Origin of the sequence: Aeromonas sp. MR7 (assembly GCF_963899385.1) — a bacterium.
In the GTDB taxonomy this organism is placed as follows: domain Bacteria; phylum Pseudomonadota; class Gammaproteobacteria; order Enterobacterales; family Aeromonadaceae; genus Aeromonas; species Aeromonas bestiarum.
Genome location: NZ_CAWQXH010000051.1, coordinates 117,835 through 134,737, shown reverse-complemented (window position 1 = coordinate 134,737; position 16,903 = coordinate 117,835). Strand labels below are relative to the sequence as shown.

Sequence of the window (16,903 nt, the reverse complement as noted above, 5' to 3'; positions counted from 1 at the left end):
CTCTCTGGCCAGCCCTCGCTGGCCAGATTTTTATGAAGCGCAACCGATGAAACGCAGAAGACTCCCCCTTCACAACAACAAGTGGGTGCGCCGCATCCACGCCTGGGCCGGCTTTGCCACCCTTACCCTGATGCTGCTCTACGGCCTGACCGGCCTCTGGCTGCAACACAGGGCCGTGCTGCCCATCCCTGGCCCCCACACCGCCAAGTCGAGCGAGGAGATAGGGCTGGACGCGCCCCTGGCCAGCCCGGACGAGCTGAAAACCCTGTTGCAGCAACACTATCCGGACAGTTTCGAGGAAGGCCGCGCCATGATCACCCCGGCGCAGACCCTGCCCACCCCGGCGGGCCCCCTCACACTGCCGGCCCGCTGGGAGATGCGCGGCGTCACCCTCAGCCAGAGCCTGGCCGCCAGCTATGTGGAGGGCACACTGCTGGTGCGCACCGAGCGGCAGCAGGCCAACTTCGCCGCCAGCCTCAACCGGCTGCATCGCGGCATGGGCACAGGCCTCTCCTGGCAGCTGTTCGGCGATCTGGCGGCACTGGCCATGTTGTTGCTGGCTCTCACCAGTTTGCTGATGTGGAACAAGCTGCACGGCCCGGCCGGTCGCGGCATAGCCCTGCTGCTGCTCGGGGCCCTCGCCACTGTGCTGATTGCCCTGCTCTAGCGCGTTTACCGACACCAAAACGGGATCTGGCGCCCACGGGGGGTAACCTTGCCCGCACCCGAGGTAACAAAAGGTAAGCGGGTGCCGATGGGGGTCACACTTGTCGGCGCCATGACTGGATGGGGGCCGCTCGCGGCTGTTAGGGTGCGGCCAGAATTCCTGGCGCCAAGAGGTATCATGCGCATCTCCAGCATAGAGTGCGGGCGAGTAGTGGCCATCATGGCCGTGATGACCATTCACCTCTCCCCCTTCAGCAATCCGTTCGATCCCGCCCTGTGGGACGGCACCCTCTACTTCTGGCTGGGGGGCGTCATCAACCAGCTGTGCCGTTTCGCGGTGCCGCTCTTCTTCCTGTGCGCCGGCTACTTTCTGCAACCCGCCCTCGCCGCAGGCAACCCCATGGCGGTGGCGCTGCGCTACTGCCGCCCCCTGCTGGGGCTCTGGCTGGCGTGGAGCCTGCTCTATCTGCTGATCCCCTTCAACCCGCCGGCGGCACTGAGCGACGGCTATCTGCCGGCCATGGCGAGCCAGTGGCAGATGCAGCTGGGGGATCCTCTCAACGCCTGGTGGGTGGGCGGCATGATCCATCTCTGGTTCCTGCCGGCCCTGATGTTGGCCGTCTTGCTGCAGGCACTGTGTCATCGGATTGGGCTGCCCCGGCTGGCGCTGGTGCTCGGCGTGCTGCTCTACCTGCTGGCCCTGCTCGGCGGCTCCTATGGCCAGCCGCTGCTGGGGGGCGAGTGGGCCCTGCTGACCCGCAACGGCCCCTTCTTCTCGCTGCTGTTCGTGGCGCTGGGCGCCGAGCTGCGCTTTCGCGCCTGGCAGCCGGATGCCAGGCGCAGCGCCCTGCTGCTGATCGTGGGGATGGCACTCTACGCCCTGGAGGCCTGGGGCCTGCTGCACTGGGCCTCGGTGCCCCTCAGCCGCCACGACTTCCTGCTCGGCTCGCTGCTCTGGGGCCTGGGCCTGTTCGGCCTGCTGCTGGCCAATCCGGGCTGGGGCCAAGGCAGTTGGCTGGAACGCCAGGCTCCGAAAGTGCTCGGTATCTACTGCCTGCACATGATGCTGGTGGTATGGCTGATGATCTTTGGCCCGCAGGGTAAGTTGCTCTGGTGGGAATTGCTGAAGGTACCGGCCTTGCTCGCCCTCTCCCTGCTCGCTTATCGGCTGCTGGCGGCAACCCCGGCCAGCCGTAGCTTGCTGCGCGCCCGCTGACGAGAGACATCTGAGATGGAGGGAGAGGAGACGGGAGCAATGCCGATCCCTCCCTGCTCGCGGCTGAACGGTTGGTTCAATTTTTATTCATCTCGGATAGATAAACTCCGGGTCTCCTTAAACGCGAACCCAGGAGTCATCATCCCATGACGTTGTTCACCAAAACGCTGTTCACCAAGAAATCCGGCCTTGTTCTCGTTCTGCTCGCGGCCAGCGGCTCTCTCAGCGCCGCCGAGATCGCCAACAACAACATCACCGAAGCCGAGATCAAGGCCGCGCAGGATGCCTGGGGCAAGGCCCTGATCCAGATCAGCGATGACTACCGCAGCGGTGGCATAGCGAAGGCCAAAACGACGGCCACTGCCGTGCTCGACAGTGCCTACGGCTACAACAATGGCCCTGTCCTGTTCAAGCCCACCCTGGCCGGGGGCGAACAGACCTTCCGCCTCAACCAGGAAGGGGCGCTGGCCTACTTCGTCGGCAACAATCAGGCCTATCCCGCCGACACCGGCTTCGCCCTCAAGAACTGGAAAAGTTACAACTACGACAACGCCGCCGTCTATATCAACGGCGACATGGCCCTCACCATGGGCAAGGTTCACCTGATAGACAGGGACAACAAGGAGACCACAGTCGACAAGACCTGGGGCTTCAAGAAGGGGGACGACGGCAAGGTGCGCATAGTGCTGCACCACTCCTCCCTCCCCTACGCCGGTTAAGCGGCAACAGGCGACCCGCGGGTCGCCTTTTTTGTTATGAGGGCGCCACTTTGGCCAACCGCCGGGTGACGGCCAGGCTGGCGCTGTTACCATGCCCCTCTTGTGACGAATCCAGACGAGACAGCCATGCAGATCCGCCCCTTCGCTCCGGCCGACACCGAGGCCGTCCTCGCCATCTGGCTGGAAGCCTCTTTGCAGGCCCACCACTTCATCGACCCGGCTTACTGGCACGCCAACCTGGCGCCGATGCGGGAGACCTACCTGCCCGCCGCCGACTCTCATGTGCTCTGGCAAGATGGTACTGCGCTGGGGTTTTATTCCCTGTATGAAGAGACCCTGGCCGCCATCTTCGTAGCACCGGCGCAGCAGGGACGCGGCTATGGCAAGGCCCTGCTGGCCCACGCCAAACGGCAGCGGCCGGCCCTGCGACTGCAGGTGTACCGGCAGAACCTGGCCGCTTGCGACTTCTATCTATCTCAGGGCTTTCAGATCGAGAGTGAACAACGGGATCCCCACACCGGCTGCGCCGAGTGGGTGATGGTCTGGTCGGCGCCAGACTAACCCCGTTCGATGGCGGCTGAGTGTGGCTCGCTCGCCGGGCCATCCCCGGCCCGCACCAGCAGGTCGGCGTGGCTCAGCGCGAAGTCGTGCATCTGCTGGAGCAGGGGCAGCAGGGCGACGCCAAGCGGGCTCAGGGCGTACTCGACCCGGGGCGGCACATAGGGATGGAGGGTGCGGATGATGACACCGTCGCTCTCCAGCTCCTTGAGCTGGGCGGTGAGCACCTTCTGGCTCACCTCGGGCAGACAGCGGCGCAGGTCGCCAAAACGCAGGGTCTGGCTGCGCAGATGAAACAGGATGGCCGGTTTCCATTTACCGGTCAGCAGCCGCAGCACCCGATAGGCGGGGCAAGGGAGTGGGGACACGTGATGGCTCGCGAGTGGTTACTTTGCGGTAACTATGCCACGAAAAGGTGCCTTCTTGCGGACAAGATGCCGGCTTCCTATGATGCGGACTCTGTCACTCCATCCACACGAGAGGAGCATCATGCCCAGTTTGCTGCAAATCCATTTCAATTTCCCCGCCGAGCAGATGGGGCAGGCCCTGACAGCCGCCGCCATGCCGCTGGCCGAGTCCATCAGCCGGGAGCCCGGCTTCATCTCCAAGATCTGGACCGAGAACCCGCGCACCGGCGAGGCGGGCGGCATCTATCTGTTCGAGGATGAGGCCAGCGCCCTCGCCTACGCGACAATGCACGAGCAGCGGGTGCTCGCCATGGGCGCCAGCGCGGTGCAGTACAAGCTGTTCGACGTCAACGAGCCCCTTAGCCGGATCACCCGCGGCATCCCGTGATCACATCAGCCAGTCTCCGCTGGTAATGGGTATCCCGCTGCCAGACAAAGCCCAGCCGCCGAAACAGCCGCTGGCTGGGCTGATTGTCCGGTTCGATATCCGCCAACAGAGTGGCGATGCCAAGCTGCCCGGCATACTCCGTCAGGCAGTTCAGTGCCTCGCCCATCAGGCCCCGTCCCCAATGGCTGCGGGCCAGCATGCAGCCCAGCTCGGCCCGACAGAAAGCAGCCTCGAAACTGTGCAAGCCGCAGGTACCGATCAGGCGGCCGCTGTCGCGTGCCACCAGCCCCCACTCCAGAGATACCCCCGTTGCCAGCAAGCGCTCTACGCTTGCCAACATCTGCGCCACTGTGGCGAGTTCAGGGAAAGGCGGCTCCCCGACGAAACGCATCACAGCAGGATCCCCGTAGATGGCGAACAGATCCGCGCTGTCTTGCTCGCCGAGCGGACGCAGCAATAGCCGCGGAGTCCGCAGGATGGGGAGTTCGCGGGGCAGTGGTTGCAACACATTCAAGGCGCCTGCTCCTGTAGGACGGTAATCCCCATAATAAGACTCAAAACCTCAGGGTCAGGCCGATATTGGCCTGCCACTGGGTCACCAGCTCGCCGCGCACCTTGAACACGCAGTTATCCGGGTTGCAGAGGAACTGGCTGTTGTCGTTGACCAGGGTGCCGTAGCCGCGCACCTCGGCCCGCAGCGCCAGACGCTCGGTCAGACGCGGCTGTACCCCGAGCGCCAGCGACATTGAGGGGACCACCTCGCTGTCGTAGGCGGCGAAGCGCGTCGCCCCTATGCCGGCGCCTATGTAGGGAGCCATCAGGTTGTCCGACAGGGTGAGGGCCCCGGCGAAGTGCAGCGTGTCCACCGTCAGCCGCTCCGACTGATCCGGGGAGAGGCGGGTGGATTGGTGGCTGTAGAGCAGCTCTATCATGCCTGGGTCATCCACTTCCTTGCTGATGAACAGGCCCCAGCTGCCGGAGCCCTCCCCCTGCAAGGATTGCAGCTGGGTGGAGACTGGCATGGGCTGCGGGTCATCGTTCGCCTCGAAGTCGATGGACGAGCTGTAGCCGAAAAACGGCGTCACCTGCCAGCCAAGCCCAGCCTCGCCGTCGGCGCTCCAGGCCTGCCCCAGCGGCAGCAAGAGCCCCATCATCATGATCCCTGCTCGTTTCATCGCAATCCCTCTGCTTGTGCACCAGTGCCCACCAAGCATATCAGAGCCCCCTGACCCCCATCCTAAACCCGGCCTGTATCAACCCATTTTCGCAGGGAGGATCACACTCTTAGTTGCCGCGACCATCTCCCGCCACCACCCCGCTCATCGCCGCTGCCGTTATTCATCGGGGATTAACCTCTGCCACGTATGCTGGCGCGCAACCGGCTCATGGTGAGCCGGTTCAAGTCACCAGAAGGACATACGGGAATGGTTGCCGCGCAACTCAAAGACCCACAACACAAGCTCTCCGACACCCTGCGGGCGACCGCCCACGCCATCGAGGAGAGCCATATCAGCCTGCGCCAGATGCTGGCCCTGGTGGGTGAGCAGGGCATGCTGCTGTTTTGCGTGCTGCTCACAGTGCCCTTCCTGCTGCCGGTCTCCATCCCGGGCGTCAGCACCCCGTTTGGCCTGCTGATCCTGTTTATCGGCATCGGCATCACCCTCAACCGGGTGCCCTGGCTGCCCGCCATCCTGATGGAGCGCCGCTTCGCCGCCGATCAGCTCAAGCCGACCCTGCACAAGGGCGCCGACCTGCTGGCCCGCATCGATCGCTTCATTCGCCCGCGCCTCCTGCTGCTGACCGGCAGCGGCACCATCAACCGCTGCAACGGCCTGCTGCTCATGCTGGCGGCCCTGCTGCTGATGCTGCCGCTCGGCGCCATCCCCTTCACCAATGCCATGCCCGCCTGGGCCATCTTGCTGCTGGCCATCGGCATGCTGCAGCGGGACGGCCTGTTCGTCGCCAGCGGCTACCTGCTGGTCAGCGCGACCCTGGTCTGGTTCAGCGCGCTGGCCATAGGCCTGCTGATGGCGGGGCAGAGCGTCTCGACCCTGCTGAGCTGACGACGCGGGCATGAAAAAGGGGCGACCAAGTGGTCGCCCCTGTTGTTTTGCGCCGTCTCTCGCTCGTCAGAGCAGATCGTAGATGAGGGCCGAGATGGCGAGCAGCCCCACCACCATCACGAACAGTGTGCTGGGGCCGCGATAGCGCGCGAGCGCCGGCAGGCGATAGATGGAGCAGGCCGGCAGCAGGAACAGGATCACAGCGATCAGCGGTCCGCTCACCTTCTCTATGATGTCCAGCACATTGGGGTTCAGATAGGTGATGATCCCGGTCACGACAAACAGGATGACGGACGAGACCCGGGCTATGGTGGTCTCCCTGAGGGAGAGCCCCAGCCCCTGACAGGCACCGCTCACCATGCTCACAGTCCCCTCGCTCACCCCCATGGAGGTGCCGAGGAAGGATTTGGACATGGCCAGAATGGCGATGAGCGGACCCACATAGGCGATCAGCGGATTGGAAAACTTGTTCGCCAGCGCCGACAGCACGGAAATATTGTCGGTGCGGGCCAGCGCCATTTCCGCCTGACTCAGGCTCATCACGCAGCTGATGACAAAAAACAGCACGCTGCCGCAGATCAGCAGGCTGCTGCACTTGATGATGCGCTTGCTGCGCACGTCGGCGCTCACATGGCAGCGCTTCTTCTGGGCGGCGGTAAAGGAAGAGATGATGGGGGCATGACTGAACGAGAACACCATCACGGGCACTATCAACCAGAGGGATTTCCAGAAGGCGGGATCGCGCCACTCCACCGGCTGACTCTCGGTGAAATAGGAGAGGCTCCACTGGGGCAGCAGATAAATGGAGATGCCGAGCAGGAAGGCGACCATGGGCAGCGCCAGCACGCTGATGGCCGACACCACCACCTGTTTGCCGGTCAGCAGGATCAGGTGCAGACCCAGCATCACAGCCAGCACCAGCCAGCCACGGCTCAGCACTGCGCCCCCCAGCTGATGCACCATGAAGCTCTCGATGGCATTGGTGATGGAGATGCTGTAGACCAGAATGATGGGGTAGAAGGCCATCAGATAGACCAGCATCAGCAGCTTGCCCGCCTTGGCGCCGAAGTGCTCCTCCACCACATGGGTAATATCCCCTTCCCGATGGGAGCTGGACAATACCAGGCGACTCAGCGCTCGGTGGGAATAATAAGAGAGCGGGAATGCCATCAATAATATAAACAGCAAAATAACCGGCGAATTACTGCCTACGGTAATAGGGAGAAAGAGTGTACCGGCACCGACTGCAGTGGCATACAAGCCCATGGTCCATACCGAATCACTTTTCTCCCATTTCAACTTTGAAGCTGGGTTCTTCTTTTCAGCAATAGCAATACTCATTGCGATATACACCTTATTTGTCTGTCATCTTTGTTATTTTATTAGCCCGTGTAATAGGCGGGTGATATGTCTGTGCACATCACCAGATTGTAGAAAAAGCAAACCCGCCAGCGGTCAATAAGACAGCCAATATGAAACGGGAATGTCACGCTACCATCGTTGAAATCGCCATAAAGGTCAAGGTTAATAATTCATGACTGTTTGAATAGAATTGTTTCAAAAGACAATGAGATGTATCATTTTGGTCTCAATATGACCAGTTCATTCCCGGCTGATAACATAAGACAAAACCTCTGCGCGTTGTCCAACAACATGAATAAAATCAGCAATCAGGCCGATAATATTAGCACCATCAAACCGGGAATATCAGTGGAATAAGCGAGTCATATTTCGACCCAATTGACATCGGTGTCATTGATGGATTTTACCGATATAAATCAACTTGTTTCATGCAACGAGTACAGTCCCCGTCATCAGGTTGCCGGGCAATGAGCAACCCGGTTGCGCCCCGCCCGCTTGGCCCGATACAACCACTCATCGGCACGCGCCAATGCCAGGTTGATCTCTTCCCCCGGCGTCACCAGAGTCGTGCCCAGACTGACGGTGAAGGCCACAGGATCAGGCGCCAGCGCCTCCACGGCGGCACGGATCCGCTCCGCTATCATGCATAGCTCTGACTCACCCAGCCTTGGCAACAGGATCAGGAATTCTTCGCCACCACTGCGCACAAACAGGTCTTCGCTCCGCAACTGGGCCGCCACGCACTCGCAGAAACGCTGCAACGCCCTGTCACCCTGCTGATGGCCGAAGCGATCGTTGATCTGCTTGAAGTGATCTATATCCAGCATGATGAGGCCACTGCACTCGGGGTTCACCCTTTGCTGCTGGCAGTGTTCAAAGAAGAAGCGGCGGTTGTAGAGGCCGGTGAGCTGGTCGGTCTCGCTCTGCAGCTTGAGCCGCTGCTGCAGCTCGTACTGGCGGGTGATGCTGCGGGTCACCCAGGCCACCGCCCGCTTGCCATCGTAGCGAGATGGCAGCGGGGCTATCTTGCCCTCGAACCTCTGCTCTCCCTGTGGCCCCACCGAGGAATCGATCCCCACCACCTCCACCGCCGCCAGGCCGTACTCCACCACCTGCACCTGGCCCGAGCTCAGGGCCAGGGCAACTTGCTCCATCACCCACTGCGCCATGTCGGCGGGCAGCACATCGGCCAGCCGCTTGCCCGCCAGCGGATTGCCATCCTGATAGGATTGCTGCTCCATGCCGCCTATGTATTCGATGTAGTAACCATCCTCGCTCAGGATGAAGACAGGATCAGGCAGCTGGGCCATCACTTCGTATAGTTGTTTGACCGAGAGAGCCATACCATTTCCTTAATCCGATTGCCGAGAGGCGAGCGCCAGACTTGCCACCTGATCCCGATTATCGTACCCAGGCTGGCTCTGGGCCAATAACGGATCCTGTCATTGATAGATATTAATCAATACATTCAAGAAAATAAGATGCGCAGTCAGCTTGGGTCGGATGAAAAACAGGCAACAAGCCAGACTCGTCGGCTGCGACACGCGGATATTCAAGCCACCTCACAGGCCGTGCGTGCGCAGATTGTTTCCCGCCCTCGCTTCCATTAGGCTGGCCTTCCTGAGTCTGTCTTTGCTGTCTGTCCAGACTCACCATTTCATGCTCATCGCCTTGGCGAAACAGGATTGTGGGCAAGCGGAGAAAGGATATCCAGATGAAGAAGAGCATAGTGACCGCCAAGTTCGAGGCCGTGAGCATCGAAGGCGAGCAAGTAACCCTGAAAATGGCGATCAAGGCGCCGGAGCCGGACCCCAAATCCGCCAGTGGCGACTGGCGCTGCAAGGTGAAGCTGGAGGGGTTGAGCGACAAGACCTTCATCTATGGCGTCGATGCCCTGCAGGCCCTGAGCCTGGCCCTGAAATTCGTCGAAAATGAGCTGCGTGCCTTCTCCGACGCCGGCTGGCAATTCTACCTCCCCGGTTGCCCCGATCAGTCCGTGGATATCGCCGCCTGCTATTTCCCCGAGATTTGACGAACCCCTGGTAGCAACACCTTTATCTGCTCATCGAAACGGGTCACCGGGCAATGGCTGATGTCCGGTTCCGTGGTCAGAGGGCTTGACTAGCTTGAGTCCAAGCCATTATTTATTGAGGCTATTTTCATGGACCTGGAGCCAATATGCGACTGACCCCACCCCTACCGCCGCAGGATGAGGAGCTCGATGCCCTGCGGATCGGCCTGTCTGGCTACAACACGGACAAGGCTGGCACACATCCGCGCGAGCGGATCGCCAGCTTTATCAAGGATGCACAAGGCAAGGTGCTGGGCGGCATCCTCGCCGATATCAAGTGGGGCTGGCTGCACGTGGACTGGCTCTGGATCGACGAGCGCATCCGCCAGGATGGCTGGGGCGCCCGCCTGCTCGGCGCCATGGAGCAATATGCCCGCGACCAGGGCATCACCCACTTTCATCTGGAAACCACCAGCTTCCAGGCGCTGCCCTTCTACCAGAAACAGGGCTACACCGTCTTTGGCGAACTGCCGGATATGCCGCCGGGGCATATCACCTATTTTCTGAAGAAGATGGGGCAGTAACAGGCGCACTCAGGGTCATGGAAACAAGAGGGTTGAATGCGATGGCAATCAACCCTCTTTGTCATGTTTAGTGGCTGGCGGAGCGGCTGCCGTTCCAGAGCAGCTCGCCACTGCGCAGCTCCATCAGGCTCATGGTGAGCCGATAGCGACTCCCCTCGGACACCAGATCCCCATAGAGCATGTAACCGGCCCCTGTCTGGCGGCCGAGCCGCACCAGGGATGCCGGGTTCATGCCCCCCTGCTGATACTCGAGCTGCCCCGTGATGGCGGCCACCTGACCGGGATCGACGAAACGAAAACCGCTTTTGGACTGGATCCGCTTGCTCATGGCCGCCGCCATGGTGCGGGTATCGAGCTCGTCATTGGTGCCGTCTCGGGGCGGGGTGAGCAGCAGCACGGGATTGCCGCTCTTCACCAGCTCCCGCACCTCGGGGGCCTGCACGAAGGCATCCGCCATGGCCAGCGCCAGCCCGGTCGGGGCTACCGGCTTGGGCAGGGGCGCCCCCGTATCCGGCTTGGTAACAGGTTTGTCCGGCTGGCTCACTGGCTGGTCCGGTTCACTGACCGGGGCCTGAGTGCCACCGTAGGGATTGACCGCACAGCCGCCCAGCAACAGGGCCCCTACCATCAACAAGGAACGCAGCTTCATCTTTTCTCTCCGCCAAAAGTCCGTAGGACAGACTTCACCAAAAGCCCGTGGCGGAGCCCTTGCCCCGCATCGGCTCCATGCTAGAGACAAACCCGTCCCGGGTCGATACGCCAGATGACACGGGACGACAGAGCCTGGCCAACCCGCACCCGGCCGGTGCTGCAGCACAAAAAGGTGGCAGACCGTCATCAAATTCCTTTACGGTACTGTGCTGACAGATTCGAAAGGAGAGCATCTTGCACGGACCCGATCCCGCCAATCCCTACCCCATGAAGGGCTTCCCCCAGGTGTGCTTTATCAAGAACACCATCAAGGGGCCCAATATCGAGGTGGGCGACTACAGCTATTACGACGACCCGGAGGATTCGGCAGGCTTTGAGCGCAACGTCCTCTATCACTTCCCCTTCATCGGCGACAAACTGGTCATCGGCAAGTTCTGCGCCATCGCCCGCGGGGTCAAGTTCATCATGAACGGTGCCAACCACCAGACCTCCGGCTTTTCCACCTACCCCTTCTTTATCTTCGGCAACGGCTGGGAGAGCGCCGCCCCCGCACCGGGCACGCTGCCTTACAAGGGGGATACCGTCATCGGCAACGATGTCTGGATAGGCTATGACGCGCTGATCATGCCGGGCGTCAAGGTCGGCAACGGCGCCATCATCGCCGCCCGCTCCGTGGTCACCGGCGACGTACCCGCCTACGCAGTGGTCGGCGGCAACCCCGCCAAGGTGATCCGCTACCGCTTTGACGACGACACCATAGCCCGCCTCAATGCCATCGCCTGGTGGAACTGGCCGGTGGAGCAGATCAGCCGGAACTTAAAGCTGATTGGCGGCGGGGATATTACGGAATTGGAGAAGGTGGGTTTATAGCAGTCCATCTGGAGGCGTCGAGGAGAACCTACCCATCAGATCGCAGCACAGCGGCCAGCCCCCTGGAGAGAACGCATCAATCCCCCAGTCCATTGTGATATATGCGAATTTAATTCAATCAGGCCCTACATGGAGTTACCCGAATGACCGCACCAACACCCGTTTTCACTGTCGTCCACTCAACGCCGCCCGTCGAAACCTATCGCTATCTTCGAACAGGGGCAGGACTTAGCTCGAAGACCATTGCGGCCGCAGAACGTGGCCTGCCCAATACGCTGTTTGCCGTCCAGATATTTTGCGGTCAGACCGCAATCGGCATGGGTCGTGTTATCGGAGATGGCGGGACATTTTATCAAGTCGTTGATATTGCAGTCCTGCCTGAATATCAGGGTCAAGGTGTAGGCAAAAAGATCATGGCGGAGATCGCGGACTATATCGCCCGCGAGGTGCCGGAGTCAGGCTATGTCAGCTTGCTTGCAGATGGGCAGGCTCAGCGACTCTATCAGCAATTCGGTTTCTCGCTCACGGCTCCTGCCAGTGTTGGCATGGGGCTTAAGCGGGTTGCCGTCGAAAAAGCCTAACCATTCATCCAAATGAAAAGGCAGGACAGCCCATGACATTCCAGCCACTTGCCAATACCAATCTCGTTATTCGCCCCTTCGAACCGGGTGATGCCGATGAGTTTGTCCGCGCGGCGCACGAATCCATCAACACGGTTGGCACCTGAATGAGCTGGTGCTCCCACTCATTCACTCGGGACAAGGCACTGGCGTGGTTTGCCACCTGTGATCACGATCGTGAAGCGGGGCGGGCCTATGATATGGGGCTCTTCTGCGCAGCCACCGGCCAGCTGCTGGGTGGCGCCGGCATCAATCAGCTGGCAACACAGCCAGCGAAGCGGTTGCCATCGCCTCAGGTGCCACCTTTGAATGCCGAGCCAGAAATCGTATCTTCCTTCATGACCAGCCCCGTGATGCATATATCTATTCGCTTACGCCCATAGACTGAATCCTGTTGTAGGACGTCTCCTGCGTGTATCTCTCAGATGAACAGATGCTAGACATAGCACTCCATCTCAGCACCACTAAGTCCAGCAATCTTTTCCCCCTCGGCCAAAGTGGCAGGAGTCCCTAAACCACCACTCATCACCATGTCGAACCTCATTTTCCACAGTTAGGCTAATTATGTACGAGACACATCTAATACAAACACGTCTATTAGTCCTAATAAATCGGTGGGGAGTTTATCCTCAATTCTTGATTTCAGCATCTCGGTAGATTCAATACCGTGCTTCTTTCGTCCTGCAACCTCTTCATTCGCACCAAACCAGATAACTAAAAATATGCCTTGCTGTTCAGCGTCCGGGTGGATGGAATAACGGTCATAAAGCTGGGCTGATGCGGCCGTGTAAAGCTCTCGATGCCATTGCCCTTTTACCTCAGTCACTAATAGGCGCCTCTGACCAGCAATAATTTTGGTGACAGTGAAATCACTCCGATTTCGATCCTTTAGCTGATGTTCTGGCGTGACTGTGATGTTTTGCGGCTCAAGGCGCAACTTGATACGTTCAGCAATGATCTCGGTTGAACGCACTTCATCCAACCTTTCACCTTTCTCGTAAAAGCGCTCTGCTGAATTGAACTCTCCCCCATTGATATCTTGTTGATATCGGTGCAACTCATCAAGAACCAGCTTGCGTAAGCCCTCCACTGTGACGACTTCATTACCATCCAGCAACTTGATAATTTCTTGTGGCAGTGGAGGTGTGAAGTCTCGCAATGCCCTCTTCCTAATTAAGGAGGCATTAATACTCTGCAAGTCCATATGGAAGTCAGAAAAGCGAAGGTCAGAAAGCAACAATCTAATGTATGATGCTCCATCATCTGTATTGAATGACCAGAGTAACTCTTTTAAAAGTCGATAGGCTTTCTCATCTTGGGGGCTATCACTTCCCCAGCCACTAGGTAACTCTACCTTTGGCCATCGTTCAATAAACCCGTCTAAAATTTTATATGCTTTATCTGCACTTAAGGCAGGCCAGCTTGGATTTTCACTCCTGTTTATGCTGCTAGAGAATCTATAGAAAAGTAGAACTGTGCCCCTATCTCTCTTAAGCCAGTCCCAATACTGCTCGGGTGTATCTTCAATAAAATAAAATGATCTTAATAGCCAGAATGTACGTTTCTGTTCGATCTCATCATTATCTGTTAAGGAAGGCCATGCCGACATTAACTCACTACAGCGACTAGCAATGACCTCATTCAATTCAGTACGCTCTCCATACTGAGCGGCAATGTCAAAAAGTTCACCCAATGTAGAAAGATTTAGTTCTGGATAATTCTGGAGCCACTCAATTGAAAGAGATGCGCGTAAATGACTGAAATTATCATCTCTTTTTAATAACCACAGTTCGACATTGCTGCATGTTTTATTAGCAAGTTGCGGCTCTAAATACTGTCGAATAAAGCTCTCTGCTTTTGCTGGGTCAGAAAATATGAGGCGATCTACTTCAGTTCTAAGGAGATCTCTTTCTTCTTTTGATATTGCGCTATAGCTAATGTTTATATTGGTTCGTAATGCACCCAATAATCGATAATCAACAGTTTCTAAATTACCCTTTACTCGAAGTATTTGAATGCAGGCTGCATAAAGCACTTTTTCAACATTGAGGGACTGGGAGGCGCACTGCAGTTCTGCTAGTTTCTCTAAAACTGGAACATGGGGTGAAATAAAATCCAGACAATTTAGGAGAGCATTGTGAACAATCGCCTTATCTCCAAATTCAAGTTCAATCCTGTCTGGTGCCATCAAAAAAAGCTCTGAAAAACGAATCAAAAGACTCCAATGACGGCCACTTCCCACTAACTCCTTGTTTTCTTGTACATACTTAATATTTGCCGAGTGTAACGCCGTCTGTTTTTTGTCTCGGCGGCCTATTACTTTTGATCTCTTGCGTAGCCATTCATGACGATGCCGTTGGAACTGTTCCTTAGTTACCTTGTTAGACTTTGCCCACACTCGCATAAGCGCTGGTTTTAACAATGCTTGTTCACGCATGTGCTGCCTGAGAGAATTCTTACCTCGCTCTTCATTTCTACGGTAATATTGGTGTCGTTCAATGAAATACGCCCATAGAGTTATATTATCTATTTCAAAAGCAAGGTCTACTATGAACTTAAAATCTATCGATTGAAGGTTGAGGCCGGAGTGACCATGCCAGCTGAAATTATATAACTGAGTATGATGAATATCGTCTACATCAGTTAAATTAGAAAATGCTTGCGCGATAATACCTTGTCGTAAAAGGTGGTCTGTAGACAGTATACGCACAGAGTTGCTTTCATCAGCCATCTTACTCTCATGAAAATTAAGCCCCTGAGTCCACCGCCAAACTTTCACTGGATCAAATGGTGCTTGAGCCATATCAAAATAGTGATCAAGCAGTGAGCCTACGATTTTACTTATACCGTTTCGACAATAACATTCGTAGCATTCTTTGCCACAATGGCAGGCAAGGTATCTGGTCAATTCATCCAACAACCACTTGGTAGTTAGCAGATCAATTTCAGCAATAAAATTTTTGATAAAGTAGTGAGCACCGATAGTACGCTCTAGCTCTTGGTGGCTTGGATAGAGCGTTGCACAAACCAAAAGGAAATCAGATAAATACTGCCTTTCGAATGTTTGATACCCCAGCGTAATAATGATTTCTGCCGCGCACTCAAGCGATACTTCACTCGCTTCAACAATGAGACTGGCCAAGTCTGCGTAGTGATCGCGGCCTGTTATCTTGAGCAAGCATCTCGTTGCCAGAATACGTGTATGGGCGTTTTCTTGCGAAGCTAATGCGAGTTGGTGCAATTCATCTTGCAATGAGTCGATTGCCGAAGATCCCGCCAGCAATTCAAGAATCAAGTCGCGCAAATGTCCTTCATCACCAGTGGCTAGCAGTGGCTTTAGTTCGTCTGACACATCCTGCGTGAAGAAACCAGCGATGCTAAACCTGCGCCAGTAATCACCACGCCTGAAGTAGGGATCTTGAGCTGCAAATTTCCTCAATTGCGCCAGCAGCATTCGTTTTGAGCCAGGAAGCAATTGGGAAGGATCTCCGTTGGCCAGCACAGCATAAGGGTCGATCCTGATGGCCTCTTCCTGTATAGCGCGGTTACCCAAGGCCGCCATCCAGCCCAATAGCCCCCGTAATTCATCTCGCACCGTATTGTTGGGCGCGATGACGGCGAAACAGCTTGCAAGCATCAGTGGTTTGGTTGGATCCACAATCCGTTGAGTCAGATAGTGCGCCGCGCAATATTCAGCAACGATCTTATGCACTGGACGATGTAGATCCACTCGCTCACCCGGTTTAAAAAGCTGGGTTGCCAGAATGTCGTTTCTGGAAGCGATAGGGTGAAGCAATGACGTCAGCGTCGGGTAGATCCGATCTGCCATAGCCTCTTGGGTACTGACACCCTCTGCGCCTGACAACAGTAATTTGGCGAATACTTCCGATACCAATTCAATTTTTTGCTGTGTGGTCAGAGAATGGGCAGCGCTCCTGACACTGGAGTTGGCCTCTTTGGCCAGACGCTCGACTGCCGTGCTGAAAATGGAGCGCTTGTCGAGGAAATGTCTATCGCTCTCGATATAGGCGCCCGCAAACAGTTGCAGGAACAGTGGATTGGGCAGTAATGGGTCCAGTTCAAATCGAATCACTTCAGAACGGAAGGCGCTGAAGTTCTCTTCTGGGTAGTGATGCAGGAAAATAGCTTGCTGGTCGTCCCCTTCAAATTCACATAGCCTGACGACCAGAGGTTGCTCTCCAAGAAACTCTCTGAATGACTGGGTGTCGGCATTACTCCACTCACTGGAGCGGCTTGAAATGATGACTCGCGTTGCTTTTGCCTTACAGGCATTAGCTAGAACTAAGTGAATTCCTGACTGATCTATCTTGGCCAGTTCATCGAATGCATCGATCACCAGTGGACTATTTTCTACCTCTGCCCCCATATGCCGGAATCGGGTTGCGGTTACGGCTTTTGTCCCCAACTGCCGCGCAAGACTTTCCATCAGCTCGGTTTTTCCCCCACCAGGCTCCGCCAAGACGACAACAAACTTCGAAGCAGCCAATAGCTCTGCTTCTGTGTATATCTGGCTATCACCAGAAAGCTTGCGCGGGAGGTAAAACGTCGACGTCATAGGAACAAGAAACCTGTGTATTGGAATCGCTGGAGGGTCTTTCTTCGCTAGTTTGAAAGCCTCATCCAGAGTCAGTTATTTCCGATACTACGCCATATATCAGATAGTTGGGGCTATTTCCCCGTTGATATTGAGAGGTGTGACATGAACGAGCATTACAACGCGCACCGTACTAACTGGCCAAGAGCGGGCGCGGTATTGGTTCTCCCTCT

The 16,903-nt window shown here is 57.0% G+C and carries 17 protein-coding genes and 1 pseudogene; 11 read left to right on the top strand and 7 right to left on the bottom strand.

Annotated features, from left to right (window positions below; translation table 11 throughout):
• Positions 1-46 precede the first annotated feature (46 nt).
• The 4 genes from AACW87_RS20680 (at position 47) to AACW87_RS20665 (ending at position 3,162) form a co-directional block, all read left to right on the top strand.
• On the top strand, positions 47-667 hold the full coding sequence (locus AACW87_RS20680) for a PepSY-associated TM helix domain-containing protein (RefSeq protein ID WP_241326019.1): 621 nt from the start codon (positions 47-49) through the stop codon (positions 665-667).
• Positions 668-844: 177 nt separating this feature from the next.
• Entirely contained in the window at positions 845-1,882 is a 1,038-nt protein-coding gene (locus AACW87_RS20675) for an acyltransferase (protein ID WP_241326018.1), read from the top strand.
• Between the two features lie 146 nt (positions 1,883-2,028).
• Complete coding sequence (locus tag AACW87_RS20670; RefSeq protein WP_043134959.1) at positions 2,029-2,601, top strand: hypothetical protein; 573 nt, start codon at positions 2,029-2,031, stop codon at positions 2,599-2,601.
• Positions 2,602-2,727: 126 nt separating this feature from the next.
• On the top strand, positions 2,728-3,162 hold the full coding sequence (locus tag AACW87_RS20665; RefSeq protein WP_241326017.1) for an N-acetyltransferase: 435 nt from the start codon (positions 2,728-2,730) through the stop codon (positions 3,160-3,162).
• Here the strand turns inward: AACW87_RS20665 and AACW87_RS20660 are convergent.
• Complete coding sequence (locus AACW87_RS20660) at positions 3,159-3,527, bottom strand: winged helix-turn-helix transcriptional regulator (RefSeq protein WP_241326016.1); 369 nt, start codon at positions 3,525-3,527, stop codon at positions 3,159-3,161. The genes AACW87_RS20665 and AACW87_RS20660 overlap by 4 nt on opposite strands.
• Positions 3,528-3,648: 121 nt before the next feature.
• On the opposite strand from AACW87_RS20660, the gene AACW87_RS20655 reads away from it, so the two are divergent.
• Positions 3,649-3,954, top strand: a complete 306-nt coding sequence (locus AACW87_RS20655; RefSeq protein ID WP_241326015.1) for a monooxygenase — start codon at positions 3,649-3,651, stop codon at positions 3,952-3,954.
• Here the strand turns inward: AACW87_RS20655 and AACW87_RS20650 are convergent.
• Entirely contained in the window at positions 3,935-4,468 is a 534-nt protein-coding gene (locus AACW87_RS20650) for a GNAT family N-acetyltransferase (RefSeq protein WP_241326014.1), read from the bottom strand. The genes AACW87_RS20655 and AACW87_RS20650 overlap by 20 nt on opposite strands.
• A gap of 40 nt (positions 4,469-4,508) precedes the next feature.
• Complete coding sequence (locus tag AACW87_RS20645; RefSeq protein WP_241326013.1) at positions 4,509-5,129, bottom strand: porin family protein; 621 nt, start codon at positions 5,127-5,129, stop codon at positions 4,509-4,511.
• 249 nt (positions 5,130-5,378) lie between these two features.
• Here AACW87_RS20645 and AACW87_RS20640 point away from each other — a divergent pair, with 249 nt between their 5' ends.
• Positions 5,379-6,017, top strand: coding sequence for an exopolysaccharide biosynthesis protein (locus AACW87_RS20640; protein ID WP_042868709.1), 639 nt, complete (start codon positions 5,379-5,381; stop codon positions 6,015-6,017).
• Between the two features lie 66 nt (positions 6,018-6,083).
• Here AACW87_RS20640 and AACW87_RS20635 read toward each other — a convergent pair whose 3' ends face one another.
• Together AACW87_RS20635 and AACW87_RS20630 are read right to left on the bottom strand one after the other, a co-directional pair.
• Entirely contained in the window at positions 6,084-7,136 is a 1,053-nt protein-coding gene (locus AACW87_RS20635) for an amino acid permease (RefSeq protein WP_240485580.1), read from the bottom strand.
• Between the two features lie 695 nt (positions 7,137-7,831).
• On the bottom strand, positions 7,832-8,722 hold the full coding sequence (locus AACW87_RS20630) for a sensor domain-containing diguanylate cyclase (RefSeq protein ID WP_241326012.1): 891 nt from the start codon (positions 8,720-8,722) through the stop codon (positions 7,832-7,834).
• Positions 8,723-9,093: 371 nt separating this feature from the next.
• Here AACW87_RS20630 and AACW87_RS20625 point away from each other — a divergent pair, with 371 nt between their 5' ends.
• Together AACW87_RS20625 and AACW87_RS20620 are read left to right on the top strand one after the other, a co-directional pair.
• Complete coding sequence (locus AACW87_RS20625; protein ID WP_241326011.1) at positions 9,094-9,411, top strand: DUF6968 family protein; 318 nt, start codon at positions 9,094-9,096, stop codon at positions 9,409-9,411.
• A 146-nt stretch (positions 9,412-9,557) separates the two neighbouring features.
• Complete coding sequence (locus tag AACW87_RS20620) at positions 9,558-9,974, top strand: GNAT family N-acetyltransferase (protein ID WP_241326010.1); 417 nt, start codon at positions 9,558-9,560, stop codon at positions 9,972-9,974.
• Between the two features lie 67 nt (positions 9,975-10,041).
• Here AACW87_RS20620 and AACW87_RS20615 read toward each other — a convergent pair whose 3' ends face one another.
• Positions 10,042-10,623, bottom strand: a complete 582-nt coding sequence (locus tag AACW87_RS20615; protein ID WP_241280178.1) for a penicillin-binding protein activator LpoB — start codon at positions 10,621-10,623, stop codon at positions 10,042-10,044.
• Between the two features lie 233 nt (positions 10,624-10,856).
• Here AACW87_RS20615 and AACW87_RS20610 point away from each other — a divergent pair, with 233 nt between their 5' ends.
• The 3 genes and pseudogenes from AACW87_RS20610 (at position 10,857) to AACW87_RS20600 (ending at position 12,503) form a co-directional block, all read left to right on the top strand.
• Positions 10,857-11,495, top strand: a complete 639-nt coding sequence (locus AACW87_RS20610; RefSeq protein WP_445206866.1) for a Vat family streptogramin A O-acetyltransferase — start codon at positions 10,857-10,859, stop codon at positions 11,493-11,495.
• A 143-nt stretch (positions 11,496-11,638) separates the two neighbouring features.
• The gene (locus AACW87_RS20605; protein ID WP_241326008.1) at positions 11,639-12,076 is read left to right on the top strand and encodes a GNAT family N-acetyltransferase; all 438 of its coding nucleotides are present in this window, start codon (positions 11,639-11,641) and stop codon (positions 12,074-12,076) included.
• Between the two features lie 32 nt (positions 12,077-12,108).
• A pseudogene (locus tag AACW87_RS20600) lies at positions 12,109-12,503 on the top strand (GNAT family N-acetyltransferase).
• Positions 12,504-12,677: 174 nt separating this feature from the next.
• Here the strand turns inward: AACW87_RS20600 and AACW87_RS20595 are convergent.
• A complete protein-coding gene (locus AACW87_RS20595; RefSeq protein WP_241326007.1) occupies positions 12,678-16,691 on the bottom strand; it encodes an NACHT domain-containing protein in 4,014 nt (1,337 codons plus the stop codon).
• Positions 16,692-16,903 lie beyond the last annotated feature (212 nt).

What these genes read in the sequence shown, in the direction of transcription:
- AACW87_RS20615 (WP_241280178.1), bottom strand. Translation starts at nt 10,623, where the DNA reads ATGAAGCTGCGTTCCTTGTTGATGGTAGGGGCCCTGTTGCTGGGCGGC.
- AACW87_RS20670 (WP_043134959.1), top strand. Translation starts at nt 2,029, where the DNA reads ATGACGTTGTTCACCAAAACGCTGTTCACCAAGAAATCCGGCCTTGTT.
- AACW87_RS20640 (WP_042868709.1), top strand. Translation starts at nt 5,379, where the DNA reads ATGGTTGCCGCGCAACTCAAAGACCCACAACACAAGCTCTCCGACACC.
- AACW87_RS20655 (WP_241326015.1), top strand. Translation starts at nt 3,649, where the DNA reads ATGCCCAGTTTGCTGCAAATCCATTTCAATTTCCCCGCCGAGCAGATG.
- AACW87_RS20605 (WP_241326008.1), top strand. Translation starts at nt 11,639, where the DNA reads ATGACCGCACCAACACCCGTTTTCACTGTCGTCCACTCAACGCCGCCC.
- AACW87_RS20625 (WP_241326011.1), top strand. Translation starts at nt 9,094, where the DNA reads ATGAAGAAGAGCATAGTGACCGCCAAGTTCGAGGCCGTGAGCATCGAA.
- AACW87_RS20665 (WP_241326017.1), top strand. Translation starts at nt 2,728, where the DNA reads ATGCAGATCCGCCCCTTCGCTCCGGCCGACACCGAGGCCGTCCTCGCC.
- AACW87_RS20675 (WP_241326018.1), top strand. Translation starts at nt 845, where the DNA reads ATGCGCATCTCCAGCATAGAGTGCGGGCGAGTAGTGGCCATCATGGCC.
- AACW87_RS20680 (WP_241326019.1), top strand. Translation starts at nt 47, where the DNA reads ATGAAACGCAGAAGACTCCCCCTTCACAACAACAAGTGGGTGCGCCGC.
- AACW87_RS20620 (WP_241326010.1), top strand. Translation starts at nt 9,558, where the DNA reads ATGCGACTGACCCCACCCCTACCGCCGCAGGATGAGGAGCTCGATGCC.
- AACW87_RS20645 (WP_241326013.1), bottom strand. Translation starts at nt 5,129, where the DNA reads ATGAAACGAGCAGGGATCATGATGATGGGGCTCTTGCTGCCGCTGGGG.
- AACW87_RS20630 (WP_241326012.1), bottom strand. Translation starts at nt 8,722, where the DNA reads ATGGCTCTCTCGGTCAAACAACTATACGAAGTGATGGCCCAGCTGCCT.
- AACW87_RS20595 (WP_241326007.1), bottom strand. Translation starts at nt 16,691, where the DNA reads ATGACGTCGACGTTTTACCTCCCGCGCAAGCTTTCTGGTGATAGCCAG.